The organism is Phytoactinopolyspora limicola (genome assembly GCF_011320225.1).
Classification (GTDB): Bacteria; Actinomycetota; Actinomycetes; order Jiangellales; family Jiangellaceae; genus Phytoactinopolyspora; species Phytoactinopolyspora limicola.
In genome coordinates this window covers 41,936-61,684 of sequence record NZ_JAAOEN010000024.1, presented here as the reverse complement: position 1 = coordinate 61,684, position 19,749 = coordinate 41,936, and the positions used below count along the sequence as shown (strand labels likewise).

The window sequence follows — 19,749 nt, the reverse complement described above, 5'->3', positions numbered from 1 at the left end:
GGCATCACCACACCACAACTCGCCACCACCTAGCCACACCACAACCCCAACCACCACCCAGACAGGAACACCCTTCCCGAACGACATCACTCACCACCAGCCGCCCCCGTAAAACGCAACAGGCTGTATGCGGGGAGTAACTCGCACATGATCAAGCAAGACCGACCGCACACCCGCAGCCGATCCACCGTTACGGTGAGCGAGGGGTGGTGAATCGACCGGCGCGGCCACGCGCCCAAGGTGAGGAGAATGGGTGGACCTGACCGAGCGGCTCAGCAACCGGGACAGCCGTCTGCTGCTGTTCAGCATCACTCCGCCACGACGGACAACGCAGCCCGACGACGCACAACGCATCGCCGACATCACGGTGGAACGGCTCCGCACGATCGACGTCGACGGCCTCATCCTCTACGACATCGACGACGAGAGCGACCGCAACCCGGAAGAGCGGCCGTTCCCGTATTTGCCGACGATGGACCCTGGTTATTTCCACACCCACCACCTCGCGGCATGGGATCGGCCGGTTGTGGTCTACCGCTGCGTCGGGAAGTACGACGAGGCCACCCTCAAGAACTGGCTGACCGAACAGGATCCCCGCAGAGTCGCCAGCGTCTTCGTCGGAGCGTCGTCGAGCTCCAAGGCAGTCCACGTCTCCCTACGTGACGCGCAGGCGCTCCGCCGCGACGTGCGCCCCGATCTCCCGCTGGGAGCCGTCGCCATCCCCGAACGGCACTCACGAGGAGCCGACGAACACCTTCGGATGCTGCGCAAGCAAGAATCCGGCTGCGCGTTCTTCGTGACCCAGGTGGTGTACGACGCCGACGCCGCCAAGAGCATGGTCTCCGACTACCACTACGAATGCGCGGCCCGTCGCGTGCGACCAGTTCCGGTGATCTTCACCCTGTCGGTATGCGGATCCCTCAAGACGTTGGCATTTCTGGAGTGGCTGGGGGTCGACGTGCCACGGTGGATGCGCAACGACCTCGACCATACGGATGCCCCGCTGACGACCTCATATGACCACTGCGCCGAGACGGCCCACCAGCTGGCGGCCTTCTGTGAACGCCTGGGCATCCCGTACGGCTTCAACGTCGAAAGTGTCTCCATCCGGCGAGCCGAGATCGACGCCTCGGTCGACCTCGCCACGCACCTGCGCCGCGAACATCCCCGCCACCCCCGTTCCACATGACGGTGCGGTGGTTAGTGTCATGGACCGGCGGCCCATGACACTAACCACCGAGGCGCAGCTAGCTCAACGGTCGACCTAGCACGGCCGCTGGAGCAGGATCAGGCCGTTGGGTGTCCATTGGTTGTACGTGCAGAACCGCTGGCCGCCGCCTCCTCCGCCGCCTCCGCCGGAGCCGCCGCCACCGCTGTTGGAACCGCCACCACCGGAGCCGCCGCCTCCTCCACCGCCGGAGCCGCCGCCGCTTTGCCGTTGACGTTCCTTCTCCGCCGCCGCGGCCGCAGCAGCGGCGGCAGCCGCGGCTTCCTCCTCAGCCACCGTTTTGTCGTGCGACGAACGGACCTTCTCGCCCGCATTGGCGAAGCTGACCAGTGCGTCGGCCACCGTTGATTCCGCCGCCTCGTCCGAATCGTCAGATCCGTCGCTGGCCGGCACAAGAAGCGTCTCCGCCGCGGCCAGTTCCTGGAGGACACCAACCGCCTTCTTCAGCCGTTTGACGGATTTGTCCGAAGCCTTCGGGTGATCCTCGATGATGCCGCTCCCCATGGCCGCAACCTCTTCGGCGAGGCTCACCATTACCTGATCGACGGCGTCGACCGCATCGGACAGCTCGTCCGCCTGATCTGTCAGTTCACGACGGACATCGGCGAGCCGCTCGGCCTCGGCCGCGACCCGCGCTTTCTCCGTGTCGAACTCGTCGGCGTCGGCTTCGATGTACCGCTCGGCCAGCTCACCGGCAAGGTCATCGGCATTGAACCCGTTGTGGAGTCGCGCCGCGCCGACCGCGTCGAACTCGCCTTCGGTCAACCCGCCCAGCACCTCGACGGCGGCGTCCAGTTCAGCGACTGTCTCGTCCGGGAACTCCGACGCGTGTTCGGCGGCCGCGTCCTGCGTGACGAGGGCGACATCGGTCAGGAACACCATCGAGGCCGTGGCGACTCCCTCGTAGGCGTCCGCCGCCTCAGCGGTGACGTCCAGCGCGCTGAGCAACTGAGCGGCATCCGTCTCCGCCTCCGCCGTCAACTCGGCCTGACGGTTGCGTTCCCGCACTCCTTGCACGATCAGCGTCGTGGCCGCGGCGATCACCGCCACCAGCCCGATGATCAGGCTCGCCCTGAACCAGCGGCGTCGCGATCGCTTCGCCGGAGGGTCCGCTGCGGCGGGCGGTCCGTCTGGGTTCGCTGTGCGTTCGGCTTCGGACACCGTTAGCTCCTCGTGAGTATGTGCGCTGCACGCCATTGCTGGCGCAAGAGAAATGTACTTCTCACTGACGTAGCTCGTCGCGCTCAAGGCGGCGGAACCTTCCGCGTTGAAGCGAAGCCGGACCACAAGAATGTCCAGTAAACATTGACATATGTGAACTTCAACCGTACTTTGATGGCGCGGCCGCACGCCCCTCCCGTCCCGTCAGCTCAGGCGATCTGACGGCAGACCAAGGACTGACGATGCGCAGAATCCGCCCATTGCCCGGCACCGGAGCATTCGTGCTGTTGTCCAGCACTGCTGGACACGGGCCTCAGGACGGGGGCGTGACCACCCAGAACGTCGTCACGGGTACGTCGCCCAGCGCCCGGGTGCGGTGCGGCAGGTGGCTCGGCAGGTAGATGCTGTCGCCCTCTTCCAGCACGTGCACAACCCCGTCGACGGTGACCTCGTAGGTACCGGACAGCACGAGACCGAACTCTTCACCGCGGTGGGTGTACGGCTCGTGCCCGTACCCTTCACCAGGCTGAACGACACTCAGAGTGACCTCGATCTTGCGGTTCAGGTCAGGGGTGAGCAGCGAGATCTCGGTCGACGAACCGGCCGGGCGGCGGACCTTCCGATGGTGACGGCGGACGACGGCTACCCGACGGCCCGCCTCCGACGAATCGTCGTCGGAAGCGGACGTCGGTGCGTCGTCGAGCAGGGCCCACACCGGAATGTCCAGGACGGCGCAGATCCGCTTCAGCGTCCCCAGCGACGCCGCGGACTGCCCCAGCTCGAGCTGGCTGATGAAGCTCTTGGACAACCCGGCCTGGTCGGCGACGAACTGCAGGCTGTGCCGTCGTTCCCGACGGGCCGCACGTAGCCGCCGCCCGAGATCGACGTCGAGGACGCCGTCGTCGGGGGCCGGCTGCGCCATTTCCGTGGTACTCATCAGAACCCCGGCGGGGTGGAGATCCAGATGGCCCGCGCCGGCACCGGGCCAACGGCGCGTACCCGATACGGACCGCCCGGGCTGAAGTAGATGCTGTCGCCCGGGTCAAGGCTCACGACCTCGCCGTCGACGTCGATTTCGTACTGGCCTTCCAGCACCAACGCGAACTCCTCCCGTTCCACGGCCGTCCGGGCCACGTCGTACCACTGTCCGGGATTCTCCTCGGCCAAGGTGACCTCGAAGGGGCGTTGTAGATCTGGTGTGAGTAGCTGCAGCGGATGACGTCCACCGGGGTAGGTCACACTCTTGCGGGCCGCGCGACGCACCACATGGACGGCGTCGTCGGCACCCCTTGGCGGGTCGTCACCGTCCGCGGCAGAGCTGGGCCGGTCAACGGCGTCGTCTTCTGAGACGAACACCCGTGGTGTGGTGGACAACGCCGCGCTGATCTGCTCTAGGACACCCACCGACGGCCAGGTCTTGCCGATCTCGATCCGGCTGACGAGGCTCTTCGACACGTCGGCGCGGTCGGCGACGTTCTGCAGCGTCAGGCCGAGTTCTTTGCGGCGGGCCCGGATCCGCGCACCCACCACCGTGGGGTCCAATCCTGTTCGTGCTCCGGCGCCCGGCGGCTCGCTTCGCGCCACGTGTTCTCCACTCGACGTCAACTCTGGCTGCCGATCTTACAGCGGCCACACCGCCGCGTATCCCTTTCCACGCCGCACCGGCTCGGCTACCGCGGTGACCTGCCCCGCCCGGCCAGGCCGTCGTTGAGCAGGATGCCAGTTCCTGGGACGACCGGCGACGTCGTCGGCCGGTGAGACATAACCACCTGTGAGCAGCAGGCCCAACTGCACCGCGAAGAACATGATGGCGAGGATGCCGAGGAAGAAGTTCGGCACCGCGTTGATCGCCACCGTCATCCCCATCACCAGCCGGTCGGCCAGTCCACCGCGGCGCACCCCGGAGATCACCCCGGCCGGGATACCGACCACGAGCGCGACCACCAGCGAGTACACCGCCAGCAACGCGGTGGGCTCCAGCTACCGGACCAGCGCGTCGGCCACCGGCACCCGCAGATACAACGATTGCCCGAAGTCGAAACGCAGCAGCCCACCGGCCCAGTTCAGGAACTGTTCCACCACCCCACGGTCGAGGCCCAGCGCCTGGCGGAGTTCCTCTCGTTGCTCGAGAGTGGCGTCGATACCGAGGATGGCGATGGTCGGATCACCCGGCGTGAAATGCAGGATGCCGAACGTGATCAGCGCGACCAGAAGCAGGACGGGGATCAGGGTGACGAGGCGCCTGCCGACGAATCCGGCCATGGTTGCCCTCCCCTCGTCTCGGTTCGGGGCGGTCGGTTCGCCGGCGCCGGGTGGTTGCGGACGAACCTGCCGGCGGCTGCTCCGGTGTCGTCGTCGTTCTCGACGACCACAACACCGTTGACCACCACCAGGTCCAGGCCGGTGCTGAATCGTTTGGGGTCATCGAAGGTGGAGTGGTCGCGCAACCGGTCGGGGTCGAACATCAGCAGGTCGGCGGCTGCCCCGGGCCGGATCAGGCCGCGGTCCAGGTGTTTCGCCGGGGCCGGGCGTCCCGCGCGGGCCCATCCGAGCCGCTGAGCGGGTAGCCCGGTGCACCGGTGTACCGCCTCCTCCAGCGGCATCAACCCATCCCCCGCCAGCCGGAGGAACCTGGTGAAGGTGGCGTAGTTGCGCGGATGCGGCACGCCGGGGATGTCCGGGTGGATCAGCCGGGCGTCGCTGCCGATCATGCACCGTGGATGTGCCAGGACGGTCCGCATGTCCGCCTCGCTCATCGCGTGGTCGATGATCTGCACCTTCTCCCCCGCGAGCAGCATGTCGAGCGCTAGGTCGGCCGGGGACACTCCGTCGGCGTGTGCCGCGTCCACCAGCCGTTGCCCGATATGCCGCTCGAACCGGTCGGGAACAGCGATGTCGCCGATGGTGAGGTCGTCGAGGTCGGTGCCCGCGCCGGGGATCGACGACGAGCCGGGGAAACGCTCCTCCATCCCTTCGATCACGTTGTTGCGTAGGTCCGACGGGAGGCGGCCGTCGTCGTTGCGCTCCCCGAGCAACCGGCTGGCCCGGGCCCAGGTGGGAAGGTACGCCCACAGGCTGGTGCTGCTGGCCGGGAAGGGGTAGCAGTCCAGTAGGACGTCCAGTCCGGCCGCCGCGGCGTCGTCAACCATGGGCAGGGTCTTCCCCACCGCTCCCCAGTTCCGGCGCCGTTTGGCCTTATGGTGGCTGAGCTGCACCGGAACCTGGGCGGCGTGGCCGATCTCTAGTGCTTCGCGGACCGCGTCCACCAGGGCGTCGCCCTCGTCGCGGATGTGTGAGGCGTAGAAGCCGCCGTGTGCCGCGACCACCATGGCCAGCTCGACGATCTCCGCCGTCTCGGCGAACCGGCCCGGGTCGTAGATCAACCCGGTGGACATGCCGTGTGCACCCTGCGCTATGGCGGCGGCAACGAGGCTGCGCATCCGGGTCAGCTCGCTGGGTTTGGGGGTGGCCGCGCCCGGGTCGGCCATCGCGGCCAGCCGCACCGCACCATGGCCCACCAGTGGAGCGACGTTGACGGCAACCGGACGCCGCGAGATCGCCGCCGCGAACGCGTCGAGGTCAGGCCAGCGCGGATCAGCACCTGCCCCGTCCTCCGCCCGAGCTGGGAATGGGCTCATCCCGCAGTTACCGGTGACGATGGTGGTCACCCCCTGCCGCAGCATCCCGTCGGCCCGGGGGTAACGCTCGATGGTGAAATCGACATGGCTGTGCATGTCGATGAACCCCGGGCACACGACCCGGCCGTCGGCGTCGATCACCCGATCCGCAATTCCGCCGGTGTCAGCACCGACGGCGGCGACCCGGTCGCCATCGAGCAGTACGTCACCCGGCTGGGCCGCGGCACCCGATCCGTCGACGATGCGGGCGTTCTTGATCAGCAGGCTGGCCACCCGGTGTCCTTAGAAGTTCAGCGGGGAGGCGGGGATCTCGTCGGCGGTTCGCAGCCCAGGCGGCGCCACCCGGACCCGGCCGAGCGAGTTCACCACCACGGCTGCGGTGGCCGAGTCTCCGTGTAGACCGCGGATGACGGTCTCCAGGCCCGGGTCTCCGTCGACAGTGATGACGTCCCGCGGGTCGGGAAGCCCAACCGCCATCTGAAGGTGCAGCCGGATCAGCTCTTCGCCGTCCCGGTGCGCGACGACGAGCTGGTCGATCCCCAGCACCCGGCCCGGCTCGACCGCCGAGTCGCCCAACGGGACAGCCGTCGTGGCGATGACCGGGTCGATGGTCTCGGTGAAGTTGGTGCATCCCAGGTTCAGCGCCCGGTCCACCAGCCGAGCCGACTCCGGCAGGCCGACGTGCCGGATGGTGCCCTGCTGGACTCGCTCGGCGAACTCCTCCACCGTCAGCCCCGCGCCCACCTTGCGCTGCAGCGGCAGCCGCCGCAGGCCGGCGTCCTGGACCCGGTGCACGGTGACACCCTTAACCGCTCTTTGCGACGCGGCCAGCACCACCGGCAGGTAGTCCATCGAGTAGCCCGGGTTCACCCCGGTGCCGAGCAACACCACGCCGTTGTCGACCGCTACTCGGTCGAGCCGTGCGGCCAGCTCGCTCTGGGTCGCCCGCGGGTCGGACAGCTCTTCGCAGGTGGAGACGACGTGGTAGCCGGCCTCCATGAGTTCGACGAAGGTGCTCGCGACCTTCTCCAACGAGGACCCGGCGCAATGGATGGCCACCGCGCCCGGCGCCGCCTTGGGCAACTCACCGATGGAGCCGACGACGACGGCGTCGCTGCTCACCACGTCCGCGACAGCACCCAGGGGGCGCCCGATCAGCTGCGGGTCGATGTCCACCGCGCCAACGCTGCGGTAGCTGATGCGATCCGACAGGAAGGTCAGCACCTGCTGTCCAATCGGGCCGAGCCCTACGTGGACAACGTCGATGGGGGTGTCGTGACCTGGGCCGGTCGGAGCAGGGGGCGAGGTGTGAGTCACAGTCATGGCGAGAACCGTACGGTAGGTGTGGAATTCTCGTCAAGTATTAGTTGACTTTGGGGGATGCGAGTGCCTCCCAGCCGGGCCAGTGACCGCCTATCGCTGGTTCCGTCACTCCGCTACCGCCAGATGGTGTTAGACGCCGAATTCGGCCATTAACGCCATCTGGCGGTAGCGGAGTGCAGAAACACCTGGGTTGCCTTCGGCTGCGCGTCTCGCGGTGTGGACGGTTGGCGATCAGATGCACGACAACCGCTTGCAGGAGCGCATCATGCACCTGATCGCTAAGCGTCCACACCATGAGACGAGATCAGGTGCAGCGCACACCGCGCTGACCAGCATCGTCGTCATCACTCCTGCATCTGATCGTCGCCACAAAAAAGATCAGGTGAGCAAACGGAGATCAGGTGCACACACCTTCCGGGCCAACCCACGAACACCTTTGGGACGCCGATCTCCCTACACCAAGGCGCGCAACCTCAAAGCGCGTTCAGTGAGCGGGCTAGGTGCTCACATGTTGATCATGTGGCCGGCGATGCCGTGAATGGCCTCCTTGACCGACTCCGACAGGGTCGGGTGCGCGTGGATGTTCCGTGCGACCTCGTCGGCGGTGAGATCCCACTGCTGGGCCAGAGTCAGCTCCGGCAGCAACTCGGTGACGTCCGGGCCGATCATGTGCGCGCCCAGGATCTCGTTGTACTGGGCGTCGGCCACGATCTTGACGAAGCCGGCGGTCTCCCCCAGGCCGTGCGCCTTGCCGTTAGCCATGAACGGGAACTTCGCCGTCTTGACGTCGTAGCCCCTCTCCTTGGCCTGGGCCTCGGTGTAGCCGAACGCGGCGATCTGCGGCTGGCAGTAGGTGGCACGCGGGATCATGTCGTAGTTGATCGGCATGGTCTCGGCGCCGGCGATGGTTTCGGACGCCACGACACCCATCGCTTCGGCGGTGTGGGCCAACATGAGCTTGCCCGTGACGTCGCCGATGGCGTAGATGCTGGGTACCGAGGTCCGCATGTAATCGTCGATGTCGATCGCGCCACGTTCGGTGAGTTTGACCCCGGTCTTGTCGAGGCCGTATCCCTCGACACGAGGGGCGAAGCCGATGGCCTGGAGGACCTTGTCGGCCTCGAGGACCTCTTCCTTGTCGCCGCTGGTGACCGTAACTTTGACCTTGTCGCCGCTGTCATCGATGGCGTCCACCCGAGTGGAGGTGCGCACCGTGACGCCCAGCTTCTTGAACTGCCGGGCCAGCTCCTTGGAGATGTCGGGGTCTTCCAGCGGCACCATCCGGTCGAGGAACTCGACGACGGTGACGTCGACGCCGTAGTTGGCCATCACGTAGGCGAATTCCACCCCGATAGCGCCAGCACCGGCGATGATGATGCTGCCGGGCAGCTCACCCTGCATGATCTGCTCTTCGTACGTAACGACCCGCTCGCTGAGCTGGGTGCCGGGCAGCAGCCGGGTGGTAGCGCCGGCGGCGACGATGCAGTGGTCGAACGTGACGGTCTCGTTGCCGCCCGCGTTGAGGGCGACGTCGAGGGTATTCGCGTCGGTGAACGTGCCCCAGCCGTCGAACTCGGTGATCTTGTTCTTCTTCATCAAGAAGTGCACACCCTTGACGCGCCCCTCGGCGACGTCGCGGCTACGCTCGAACGCCTTGGCGAAGTCGACCCGTACCTCGCCGTCGAAGCTGATCCCGAACGTATCGGCCTGATGCTTGACGAGGTGGGCCAGCTCCGCGTTGCGCAGTAGCGCCTTACTCGGGATGCAGCCGACGTTGAGACAGACCCCGCCCCAGTACTTGGATTCCACGACAGCAACGGACTTACCCAGCTGCGCGGCGCGGATCGCGGCGACGTATCCGCCAGGGCCTGCACCGAGGACCACGACATCGAAGTGCGCACTCATGGAAGACAGCCTAGTGCCCGCCCCCAGATGTACGGGGCACTGGGAACCAAGCCGATCACTGGGGACCAAGCCGGGCGAGGGGTTCCACCAGCTCGCGTTCCTCGTAGGACAGATGCGACACCAACGTGTCTGTGAGCAAGTCCACAGCGGCCCGGACCTCCCCGACACCGTGCCGGCCACCGACGAGACCGACCAGCGCCTGATCCACCCGCTCGAGGACGCCGTGGATGGCCGCGTGTTCCTGCTCCAACCGGTCGATGACGGGAGCCAACCGGGAATCGGCGCGTCGTAGGTACGGGAAGAGCGCTTGGTCTTCGAGCGTGTGGTGGGTGGTGACCACTCTGCAGTAGGACTCGCAGTACGTGCCTAACGTCCAGTTGTTCTGCCGCATCGTCATGGTGTTGATGTGCGAGCGGGCGGCGCCGGGCTCGATCGCACCGGCCTCGACCTGGTCGATCAGGCCACGTAGCTCGTCGAGTTCGGCCCGCAGGTGGTTGTGGACGTCGATCAGGTGCTGGCCGCGCGCACGTTCATGGGCGGTGTAGCTGCGTTCGGTGTCGGGTGTGGGGCCCGTGGGACGTTCGTCGTCATTCCATACCCGCTCGCTGCTGAGCCGACGGCCGTCGTCAGGCGTGGGCGCGACACCCAATACCGTGGGCTCGGCTTCCACCGGTACCCGGACGCCAGAGCCACTCGTCTCGGACGGCGATCCGACGCCGGGTGCACCCGCACGCTCCTGTCCGACCAGCTCTCGAACCGCCGGCACCACCTCGGCGGCGAACCGGCGGATGACGAGCGGGTCGTCACTCCCCAGGATGTACGTGCTCATCCCCTCGGTCACGGCGAGTTCGGCGAGTTGCTCGGCCCAGACGGCTGGCGGCCCCTGGAGGAATTCAGCACCGGAGCCGTCGAAACTTCCCATGAGGTTGTATAGCCGCCGGATGGCCGACGGGTCGCGGCCGGCGCTGGTGGCGGCCTCGTCGATTCGTGCGTTCATATCCGTCAGCTGATCCGGCCCGGCATAGGGCGAGCTGACCGACCAGCCGTCAGCGAGCCGGCCGGTCAGGCCGAGGATTCGGGGCTTGACCGCACCCAGCCAGATGCCGATCTCATGGGCTGGGGCCGGACCAGCCTTGGCACCCCAAACCCGGTAATGCTGTCCGCCCACCCGCACCGGGCCATCGTGTGGCCGCCACATCGCGCGGATGATCTCGATGCCCTCTTCAAGAGCCTCGATGTTCTCCCCCAGCGTCCGCTTCGGGCCGCCCATCGCGACGATCGGTTCCAGGAACGGCCCGGCGCCGAGGCCGAGCTCGACCCGGCCACCGCTCAGGATGTCGAGTGTGGCGGCGCTCTTGGCCAGCACGGCAGGCGGCCTCAACGGCAGGCTCACCACGTTGGGCAGCACTCGAACCCGGGAGGTGCGTGCGGCGATGACCGACAGCAACGTCCAGGTATCCAGGAAAGCGGGCTGGTACGGGTGGTCCTGGACGGTGACCAGGTCGAGGCCCACCTCGTCGGTCAGCCGGGCCAACTCGACGACGTGGTCAGCCTGAGCGGCGGACGGTGTGATGAAGGTACCGAAGAGCAACTCGTGACCATAGTCAGGCATCATTCATCCAATCATCTGTTTTACAGAACATATGTCTACCTGAACATCTTCATTGCCGCAAACCTTCCCCTCGGCGCGTAGACTGCACCTCATGACAACGGCGGCGGAGCAGGGCCACGTCACCGGCCTGGAAACCGACCTTGGCTGGGCGCTCGGGCGGATCTTCCGCGCCTACGTCAAGACGTTCGACACCGCACTGGAGCAGCTACCCGGTGGCCCACGCGGCTATCACGTGCTCGCGGCGGCCGCCTACTGCCCGCCCAGCAGCCAGCTCGCGCTCGCTCAGCACCTCGGAATCGACCGGACGGTCATGACCTACCTGATCGACGATCTGACCGATGCCGGCCTCGTCGAGCGACGTCCGGCCCCGGCCGACCGCCGGGTGCGCCACGTCGTCGCCACCGAACCAGGCCGCGACCTGCTCGTAAGACTGGAGCGGCATCTAGCCGCCGCCGAAGACCACCTGCTGGCCCCGCTGGAAGCCCCGGAGAGGTCAGAGCTGCGGCAGCTACTACGCCGGGTCGCCGAACACGTCCAGCACCACGACCCAGTGGCTGACACCTGCCAGGCCGTCGACGAGATCCGCGGTGAGCTGGAGAAGTTGCCGCGTGGCCGGGCCGGTCAGAAGAGTCGCGTCGACGGATCGTCCAGTCCGCGCAGCGCGTCGTAGTCCACCGTCACGCAGGTGATGCCGCGGTCGCCGGCCAGCGTGCGAGCCTGCGGCCGGATCTCCTGCGCGGCGAACACCCCGCGCACCGGGCTCAGATGCGGATCGCGGTCGAGCAACTCCACGTACCGGGTCAGCTGCTCCACCCCGTCGATCTCGCCACGGCGCTTGATCTCCACCGCAACCGTCGCCCCGGACTCGTCGCGGCACAACAGATCGACCGGCCCGATCGGCGTCGGATACTCGCGGCGGACCAGCCGCCAGCCGGCGCCAAACGTCTCGACGTTCTCCGCCAGCAGCCGCTGCAGGTGGGCCTCCACCCCGTCCTTGACCAGCCCGGGATCCTCACCAAGATCGAAGTGGGTATCGTGCAGGAGCTCCTCGATCTCGATAACCAGGCGATCGTCGGTTTTGGTGCTTTGAACCGTCCAGACGTGGTCGTCCTCGACCAGGGTGCACGGAGGACTCATCCAGTTCAGCGGTTTGTAGGAGCCTCCGTCGGAGTGCACGAGCACACTCCCATCGGCTTTGACCATGATCAACCGGACGGCCATGGGGAGGTGAGCGGTGAGCCGGCCAGCGTAATTAACTTGGCACTTGGCGATGACGAGACGCACGGAGACGACGTTACCGGGTCAAGGCGTCGGTGATGGCTAGGCGGTGCTCTTTGAACCACGCGTGGCTGCGCTTGATCAGATCACCGGCGCCGTCGTTCCACATCCGCGCCCATCCGCCACCGATGGTTTCCGCCCGATGCCTCATGGCGTGCCAGGCTCGTTCGAACCGCCAGTCGGTGACGTCGAGCAGGTCGGCGCGTTCAGTGGCGTCGAGCCCGTAGGCATCGGCGAACAGCCTGGCCCGGTGCCCCGCGTCGGCGTTGTGCAGGGCAGGATCGCGATCCTGCGGTGGCGACATCGGCGCCCAGTACCGCAGGGTGGTAGCGATGTCGAGCAGCCTCAAAGTCGGCCCGGCGAGATCGAAATCGACGATGCCAACCGGACGACCGTCCCGGAAGATCACGTTCTCGAAAGTGATGTCGTTGTGACCGACGACGTCGGGCTCGCCGGGCGGCGCCGGGGCATCGGGCACACTCCCAAGCCCCTCGGTCCACTCCACCCCGTCCGGCAGGGTGAACCCGGCCGAGAGTTGGTGCAAATGACGCTGGATAACCGCGATCTCGGTGAGCGCGGTATCAGTCACCGCCCACGAGTTCAGCGGTCGTCCACCCATCTCGCCGTCAATGTAGGTGACGATCTCGCGACCCTGGTGGTCGATACCGAGGAACCGCGGTGAGTGCGGGAAACCCGCCTGCTCCAAATGCCGCAGGTAGGCATGGACGGCAGGGCTGTTGGGGGTGAGCGCGCGGCGGACCGTGTCACCGCGTCGGACCACGCCGTCGCTGACATCACCACCGAACAGAGGGACCTCGTCATCGTGATCCGCAAGCATGGCATCACTGTAGAACCTGGGTTGAGGGCCCTCGGCGCAGCGGTGCTCATGGCCGACAACCGATCGCTGAAGGCCCATCAACGGAAATCACGGCTGCCGGTGCTACCGGTCACCTTCAGCGGAGCCAGCCGGTTCGCGTACAGGCTGATCGCGCCGTCGAGCCGCTCCAGCCGGCCGTCGACGACGATGGCGGTGGACTCCAACGCGACCCGCCGCTGCCGCTTCCACACGCCCGGTGGGCAGATGACGTTGACCATGCCGGTCTCGTCCTCGACGTTCATGAACACGATGCCACCCGCGGTGGGCGGCCGCTGCCGGTGCGTGATCAGGCCACCCACCATCAGGCGCTCACCGTGGTCTCTATCGCGCAACTCGACGGTGCGCACCGCACCCCACGCCTCCAACTGCTCACGCACGTGCTGAACCGGGTGGCTGTCCGGCGAGACCCCGGTGGCCCAGAGGTCGGCGAAGGTCTGCTCGATCGCCGTCATCCGGGGCAGCACTGGCGCGACGGCGCCCGGCGAGGTGCCTGGCAGCTGGTCGGCGCGGTCTTTCGCCAGAGCACCAACCGCCCACAACGCCGCCCGGCGATCCAGGCCGAAACAGCCGAACGCACCCGCGGTAGCCAGCGACTCCAGTGCTGCCTGCGGCACCCGGGCGCGGCGGACGAGGTCGGCGACGTCGTCATACGGCCGGCCGTCGGCGATCCGCTGAGCCGGCTCCGAGCCGAGGCCGCGCACCGTGGACAGGCCGAGCCGGATCACCGGCTGCGGAGCTTGCGGCGCGTGTGGATGATCCGACTCCACCGGCACCCGCTCCTCCAGCGTCGCTTTGACGTCGCTGGCGTTGATGTCGACACCACGGACCACCACCCCATGCCGCCGGGCATCCTCCACCAGCGTCTGCGACGAGTAGAACCCCATCGGCTGGTTGTTCAGCAAAGCGGTGGTGAAGATGGCGGGGTGATACCGCTTCAACCACGCACTGGCGTAGACCAGGTGGGCGAAGCTGAACGCGTGTGACTCCGGGAACCCGTAGCTGGCGAAGGCCAGCAGCTTCTGATAGATGTCTTCGGCGATATCGGGGCCGATCCCCTTCGCCGCCATCCCTCGGAACAGCCGGTCACGTAGCCGCCCGATCCGCTCCTCGGACCGCTTCGAGCTCATCGCCTGGCGTAGTTGGTCGGCCTCTCGGCCGTTGAACCCGGCGCAGTCGATGGCCAGCTGCATCATCTGCTCCTGGAACAGCGGCACCCCCAACGTGCGGTTGAGGGCGTTCGCCATCGTCGGATGCGGGAGATGCTCGTCCGGGCGGTAACCCTTGGTCTTGCGTTCGATGTATGGGTGCACCGAGCCGCCCTGGATCGGCCCCGGCCGGATCAGGGCGACCTCGATCACCAGGTGGTAGAACTCCTCCGGCCGGAGCCGGGGCAACGTGGCCATCTGAGCACGTGACTCGACCTGGAACACCCCAATGGTGTCGGCGTCGCAGAGCATGTCATAAACCGCCGTGTCCTCCTGCGGGACGTTCTTCAACGTGAGCCGCTCCCCGGTCTGCTCGTCGAGCAGGTCGAACGACTCCCGCAGCGCCGAAAGCATGCCCAGGCCGAGCAGATCGAACTTCACCAGTCCAGCGGCTGCGCAGTCGTCCTTGTCCCACTGCAGGATGCTCCGATTCGGCATGCTTGCCCATTCGACCGGGCAGACCTCCCCCACCGGACGATCGCAGAGCACCATGCCACCGGAGTGGATCGACAGGTGCCGCGGCAGCCGCAACATCCGGTAGACCAGCTGCACGACGTCGTCCGGCACCCCGATGTCGGGAGAGATCGGCTCGTGGTGTCCGACGTGTCGCGACCACCCGTCCACCTGGCCCGGGCTGTATCCCAGGGCACGGGCGACATCACGCAGCGCCATCCGCTGCCGATAGCTGTTGACGTTGGCCACCTGAGCCGCGTACTCGCGGTGGTACTTGTGGTAGACGTGCTGGATGACCTCCTCCCGGCGGGCGTTTTCAATGTCGATGTCGATGTCCGGTGGGCCGACCCGAGCGTCGGTGAGAAAACGCTCGAAGAGCAGCTCGTGTTGGATCGGATCGATGGCGGTGATGCCCAGCACGTAACACACCACCGAGTTGGCCGCTGACCCTCGTCCCTGGCAGAGGATGCCCTCGCGTCGGCAAAACTCGACGATCTCGAAGACGATGAGGAAGTACCCGGGGAAACCGAGCCGCTCGATGACGGCCAGCTCTTCTTCCGCCTTACGCCGCGCCTCGGCTGCTCTCGGGTGGCCTTCCGGATAGTGGGTGTTGATGCCTTCCTCGACCTTCACCCGCAGGTAGCTCGCATCGGTGTGGCCGTCGGGAACCTCTCGCTCGGGAAGGTTCGGGGCGATCAGCGTGATGTCGAACGAGCAGGCCCGGCCCAGCTCGACGGTGGCCTCCCGGACTCCAGGGAAACGCGCCAGCCGCTGTTCCATCTCCGCCCCGCTCCGAATATGCGCCGTCCCGGCGGCCGGCAGCCAGCCGGAGAGGTCGTCCAGGCTGCTGCGGGCCCGGATAGCGGCCAAGACGTGGGCGAGATCGGCGTCGGCCGGGCTGGCGTGATGGACGTTGTTGGATGCGACCACCGCCACTCCCACCCGCTGGGCCAGCTCGAACAGGGTGTCGTTGCGGGCATCGTCGAGTGGTTGATCGTGGTCGATCAGTTCCACGAAGACGTTCTCTGGGCCGAACATGTCTACCAGTCGGTGTAACTCGCTCTCCGCGGCGTCGGCTCCGTCATGTTCGAGGGCCGACGGAACCAGCCCTTTACGGCAGCCGGTGAGCACAGCCCACTGCCCGTCGTGCTGATCGGCCAGCTCGTCCAGGTGGTAGATCGGCTGGCCCTTCTTTCCCCGCAGCTGAGCAGTGGTAATAGCTCCGGCTAACCGGCGGTAACCCTCCGGATTTCGGGCCAGGACGAGCAGATGGTGCCCTTCGGGATCGGGTACGCCGCCCTGCCGAGCGGTCAACCCCAGGCTCAACTCCGCCCCGAACACCGTGCCCAGCCTGCGCCCGCCGAGCTGCTCGCCGTACATCTCGTAGGCGTCACGGGCCGCCTCGGCGAACCGCACCACGCCGTACATGCCGTCGTGATCGGTGATCGCAAGAGTCTCGACCCCCTGCAGAAGGGCCTCGACCACCAGCGTCTCCGGCTCGGACGCACCATCGAGGAAGCTGTACGCGGAATGACAGTGCAGCTCCGCCCAGGCCGGACCGGTGTGGTCCGGCCGGCGGACCTCCTCGTCACCGGAGCGGGGCCGCCGGATCAGGGAGCCGACCTCACGTGGGAGCTTCTCCCCATCGCTACGCCAGCCACTGCCCCACGAGAGCGCACGTTCGAGCTCCTGCCAGGACACCGGTGGGTTATGCCATCCCATACTCACCCCAGCCGATCATCAACGCGCACCTCACGAAGGCATGCCGCCTCGCCCTCGACAGTGGTGGCGGCAGCTTCGGCGGAGGATTCTTCTCAGCGCCGCGTCAGGACCACCACCATCGAACGTATGTTTGACAATAATCGAACATACGTTTCCCTTCAACTCCTTCGCCGGCGCCCTTGTGGCGCATGACAACGGCCCTGGGCCGTCTCACCGCGGCGGCCCAGCCTGGATCCGGGCGCGGATCCACACTGGGCCCGCGCCCGGACAGCCACCGGTGACCACCACCACAACTCGATACCTGGGTGGTGGCTGCCCTCACCCGGCCGGGTGTAGCCAGGCGGCGATCTCTTGCACACCATCGACGACGTGTACGCCGGCCGAGGCCATAGCCGAACGGCCGGGCAGCATGAGCACGCGCTCCTCGGCGACGGCGGGAATCTCGGCTACCGCTTCGTTACCGAGCACCCCGTCGAACGACTCGCGGCCCTTGCCGAGCACATCCACCAGCAGAATCGCGTCCGGGTTCGTCCGGATGATCTGCTCCGGCTCGGCCGGCATGGTGCGCTCGATACCGGCATCCTCAACGGCCGGTGCACCTCCGGCATGGCGAACCAGGTCGGTCGGCATCGAGTCGGGTCCGGCGATGAACGGATTGTCCGCCTGATTGGTCAACACCAGGACGGTCGGCGCGTCGTCGGCGTCGGTCAGGTGACCAGCGACGGCAGCGAGCTCCGCATCCATGTCCGCGATCAGCTCCTCAGCCCGTTCAGGCGCCCCCAGAGCCTCGCCGAGCACCCGGTAGTTCTCCTGGAGCTCGTCGATGCTGCCCCAGTTGTTCTGGATCGTCACCAGGGGCACGTCACTCTGTTCCAGCAGGTCGTCCGCGTCTTGTTCACCGTCGTGGCGGGCGGTGACCACAATCAGGTCCGGCCCCCAGGACAGCACCTGCTCCGGGTCGAGATTGTCGCTCGGCGGCACGTGGTTGGGCACCTGCTCCATCTCGTCCGGATAGTTGCCGAGATGCTCGTTGGTGGTGCTCGCCGGAACAGCGACGAGCCGGTCGGCGCCGGCCAGCGCACGAACGGCTTCGGCGGTGTCGCTGGACAAGGCAGCCACGTTCGAGGGGGCTTCGGCAGCGACTGGTTCGTCAGCCGCGGCCGACGCCGTCGGCTGCTCGTCGTCGCTGCTACAGGCGGCCAGCACCAGCGCGAGCGCCGGGACCAGCAGCCAGCCGGCGGGATGTAGACGGGACCGGCGCAGCCGGTCGGTGCCAAAACGTGCGGTCATCGAACAACTCACTTTCATCTCTTAACTGGGGCGAAGTCTGGGAGGACGTCAAGTGCGGTGATCCGCAATGCTCCGGTCGTGACGTCGTCGACGACGACAGCGTTGACGCCGTAGACCTCCGCAAGACTGGTGTGGGTCAGGACCTCTCGCGGGTGGCCGGAGACGACTAGCCGCCCGTGCTGCATCAACGCCAGCCGGTCACAGAACCGGGCCGCCTGTTCGAGGTCATGCAGCACCGCGATCACCGCCAGCCCACGGTCGGCTTGGCGGCGCAACAACTGCAGAACATGGAGCTGGTGCCGCAGATCGAGCGCGGCGACCGGCTCGTCCAGTAGCAGCACCTCAGGCTGGTGCGCCAGCGCCTTGGCTAGGTGCACCAGCTGGCGCTCACCTCCCGACAGCGTGGTGACCAACTGGCCGGCCAGGTGCGACGCTCCCGCCTCGGCCAGCATGGCGTCAGTGATGTCATGATCGGCGACGCGCAACGGCTCGAACCGGCCGACGTGGGGATGCCGCCCCATCAGCACGACGTCGCGCGCGGTGAAATCGAAGTCCAACGCGGTGTCCTGCGGCACGTAGGCCACCTGGCGGGCGCGTTCCCGGGCGGGCAGGCGACGCAGCGCGCGGCCCCCGACGCGCACCTCACCTCGCGCTGGGGTGGCCACCGCCGCCAACACCCGGACCAGCGTGGTTTTCCCTGCGCCGTTCGGTCCGATCAGACCGAGCACCTGGCCCGGCTGGGCGGCCAGAGTGACGTCGTCGACAATCGTGCGGCCGTCGATCTCCACCGTGATGCCGTCTGCCCGCAGCCCATGTGGTGCTGGCGCCGTCCCGTTGGCGCTCATGTCCGAGGCGCTCATGTCCGGGGCGCCCGTCGTCGTCGCAAGACCAGCAGGAGGAATACCGGTGCACCGATCAAGGCGGTGACCGTACCGGTCTGCAAGGTGACAGGTGAGAACAGCATCCGGGCGACGAGATCAGCCAGCACCAAGAACGTGCCGCCGAGCAGCGCGGCACTCGGCAGCAGCAACCGGTGATCCGGACCAAGCACCATGCGGATCAGGTGCGGCACCACCAGGCCGACGAAGCCGATGATTCCGGCTACCGCCACAGCGGCGCCGGTGAGGACGGCGGCCAGGACCAGCAGCACGCGGCGCAGCCGCACCACGTCAACCCCACTAGCCTGGGCCTGGACCTCGCCGAGCAGCATGACGTTGAGGTCGCGGGTGAAGACGAGCACGGCCGCCAGAGTGATGGCGACCGGGATAACTACCATCTGCACATGGCTCCAGGTGCGGGCCACTAGGTCGCCGTTGAGCCAGAAGACCACGCCGCGCAACGTGTCGTCATTGGGCGCATTGGTGACCATGGCGCTGACGACGGCGCCGAACAGCGCGTTGAGAGCGATCCCGATCAGTAACAACGTCGCGATGGACCGGTCACGCCGGGCGCTGGCCACCGCATAGACAAGGACCAGCGCCCCGAGTGCCCCGGTGAAGGCGCCGAGCGGCAGAACCCAGGCGCCAGCCGCGGTCGCTCCGGAGACGATGACCGCCACCGCGGCGACGGCAGCCCCGCTGGATACTCCGAGCACACCTGGTTCGGCGAGCGGGTTGCGGAACAACGCCTGCATCACTGCTCCGGCCACCCCCAGGGCGGCACCCACGAACAACCCCACCAGGACGCGGGGCAACCGGATGCTGTCGATGATCGATGCGTGCTCACTGCTCCGGTTGCCGAGGACCACCTGGACAGTTTCCGTGAACGGGATCTGGATCGGGCCGATCGATACGGCTAATACCAGCGCGCCGAGCAGCAGCGCCGCCAAGGCACCCAGGGCGGCGACGGCACGGGTGCGAGTCCGGGGGCGGACGCCATCTTCGGTGCCGGTAGTGGCGGTAGCGCTGGCACCGTGGTGCATCTCGGCGGTACGGACTTGATGCGCTGTCTCGGCCGGCGCTGTCTCGGCCGGCGCCATCCCCCGAGATCGCATCCGACTCCCCGCAGAATGTGTTGATTATCGTTATCGCAACGATAATCAACGCTTCCGCCCTGGC

Annotated in this window: 17 protein-coding genes; 2 read left to right on the top strand and 15 right to left on the bottom strand. The window is 67.1% G+C overall.

Annotated elements, in window-relative coordinates; translation table 11 throughout:
* Positions 1-253: 253 nt before the first annotated feature.
* Entirely contained in the window at positions 254-1,189 is a 936-nt protein-coding gene (locus G8760_RS28035) for a methylenetetrahydrofolate reductase (RefSeq protein WP_166356145.1), read from the top strand.
* Between the two features lie 75 nt (positions 1,190-1,264).
* On the opposite strand, the gene G8760_RS30065 is transcribed toward G8760_RS28035, so the two are convergent.
* The 9 genes from G8760_RS30065 to G8760_RS27990 all read right to left on the bottom strand — a co-directional run bounded on the left by G8760_RS30065 (position 1,265) and on the right by G8760_RS27990 (position 10,867).
* Complete coding sequence (locus G8760_RS30065; RefSeq protein WP_207782823.1) at positions 1,265-2,389, bottom strand: hypothetical protein; 1,125 nt, start codon at positions 2,387-2,389, stop codon at positions 1,265-1,267.
* Between the two features lie 313 nt (positions 2,390-2,702).
* Positions 2,703-3,326 (bottom strand): helix-turn-helix domain-containing protein, encoded by a 624-nt coding sequence (locus G8760_RS28025; RefSeq protein WP_166356144.1) that lies wholly within the window; start codon positions 3,324-3,326, stop codon positions 2,703-2,705.
* On the bottom strand, positions 3,326-3,973 hold the full coding sequence (locus tag G8760_RS28020; RefSeq protein ID WP_166356143.1) for a helix-turn-helix domain-containing protein: 648 nt from the start codon (positions 3,971-3,973) through the stop codon (positions 3,326-3,328). Before G8760_RS28020 ends, G8760_RS28025 begins: the two co-directional genes overlap by 1 nt.
* Positions 3,974-4,009: 36 nt before the next feature.
* Positions 4,010-4,345 (bottom strand): ABC transporter permease subunit, encoded by a 336-nt coding sequence (locus tag G8760_RS28015; RefSeq protein WP_207782822.1) that lies wholly within the window; start codon positions 4,343-4,345, stop codon positions 4,010-4,012.
* A gap of 24 nt (positions 4,346-4,369) precedes the next feature.
* Positions 4,370-4,651 carry an ABC transporter permease family protein gene (locus G8760_RS28010; RefSeq protein WP_166356141.1) on the bottom strand — a complete coding sequence of 94 codons (282 nt, stop codon included), beginning with the start codon at positions 4,649-4,651 and terminating at the stop codon, positions 4,370-4,372.
* A complete protein-coding gene (locus G8760_RS28005; protein WP_166356140.1) occupies positions 4,615-6,300 on the bottom strand; it encodes an N-acyl-D-amino-acid deacylase family protein in 1,686 nt (561 codons plus the stop codon). The genes G8760_RS28010 and G8760_RS28005 overlap by 37 nt, the downstream gene beginning before the upstream one ends.
* A gap of 9 nt (positions 6,301-6,309) precedes the next feature.
* Positions 6,310-7,350 carry a dihydrodipicolinate reductase gene (locus G8760_RS28000; RefSeq protein ID WP_166356139.1) on the bottom strand — a complete coding sequence of 347 codons (1,041 nt, stop codon included), beginning with the start codon at positions 7,348-7,350 and terminating at the stop codon, positions 6,310-6,312.
* A 504-nt stretch (positions 7,351-7,854) separates the two neighbouring features.
* A complete protein-coding gene (gene lpdA, locus G8760_RS27995) occupies positions 7,855-9,255 on the bottom strand; it encodes a dihydrolipoyl dehydrogenase (RefSeq protein ID WP_166356138.1) in 1,401 nt (466 codons plus the stop codon).
* A gap of 55 nt (positions 9,256-9,310) precedes the next feature.
* Entirely contained in the window at positions 9,311-10,867 is a 1,557-nt protein-coding gene (locus G8760_RS27990; RefSeq protein ID WP_166356153.1) for an LLM class flavin-dependent oxidoreductase, read from the bottom strand.
* A gap of 91 nt (positions 10,868-10,958) precedes the next feature.
* Between G8760_RS27990 and G8760_RS27985 the strand changes: the two genes are divergently transcribed.
* Positions 10,959-11,537: a MarR family winged helix-turn-helix transcriptional regulator gene (locus tag G8760_RS27985; protein WP_166356137.1), complete on the top strand. Its 579-nt coding sequence runs from the start codon at positions 10,959-10,961 to the stop codon at positions 11,535-11,537.
* Here the strand turns inward: G8760_RS27985 and nucS are convergent.
* The 6 genes from nucS to G8760_RS27955 form a co-directional block, all read right to left on the bottom strand.
* On the bottom strand, positions 11,489-12,151 hold the full coding sequence (gene nucS, locus G8760_RS27980; protein WP_166356136.1) for an endonuclease NucS: 663 nt from the start codon (positions 12,149-12,151) through the stop codon (positions 11,489-11,491). The two genes, G8760_RS27985 and nucS, sit on opposite strands and share 49 nt — an antisense overlap.
* 10 nt (positions 12,152-12,161) lie before the next feature.
* The gene (locus G8760_RS27975) at positions 12,162-12,983 is read right to left on the bottom strand and encodes a phosphotransferase (RefSeq protein WP_166356135.1); all 822 of its coding nucleotides are present in this window, start codon (positions 12,981-12,983) and stop codon (positions 12,162-12,164) included.
* A 77-nt stretch (positions 12,984-13,060) separates the two neighbouring features.
* Positions 13,061-16,402 (bottom strand): error-prone DNA polymerase, encoded by a 3,342-nt coding sequence (locus tag G8760_RS27970; RefSeq protein WP_166356152.1) that lies wholly within the window; start codon positions 16,400-16,402, stop codon positions 13,061-13,063.
* A 318-nt stretch (positions 16,403-16,720) separates the two neighbouring features.
* Positions 16,721-17,692, bottom strand: a complete 972-nt coding sequence (locus tag G8760_RS27965) for an ABC transporter substrate-binding protein (protein ID WP_166356134.1) — start codon at positions 17,690-17,692, stop codon at positions 16,721-16,723.
* A 14-nt stretch (positions 17,693-17,706) separates the two neighbouring features.
* On the bottom strand, positions 17,707-18,552 hold the full coding sequence (locus G8760_RS27960) for a heme ABC transporter ATP-binding protein (protein WP_207782820.1): 846 nt from the start codon (positions 18,550-18,552) through the stop codon (positions 17,707-17,709).
* Positions 18,549-19,685 carry a FecCD family ABC transporter permease gene (locus tag G8760_RS27955; protein WP_207782819.1) on the bottom strand — a complete coding sequence of 379 codons (1,137 nt, stop codon included), beginning with the start codon at positions 19,683-19,685 and terminating at the stop codon, positions 18,549-18,551. The genes G8760_RS27960 and G8760_RS27955 overlap by 4 nt, the downstream gene beginning before the upstream one ends.
* Positions 19,686-19,749 lie beyond the last annotated feature (64 nt).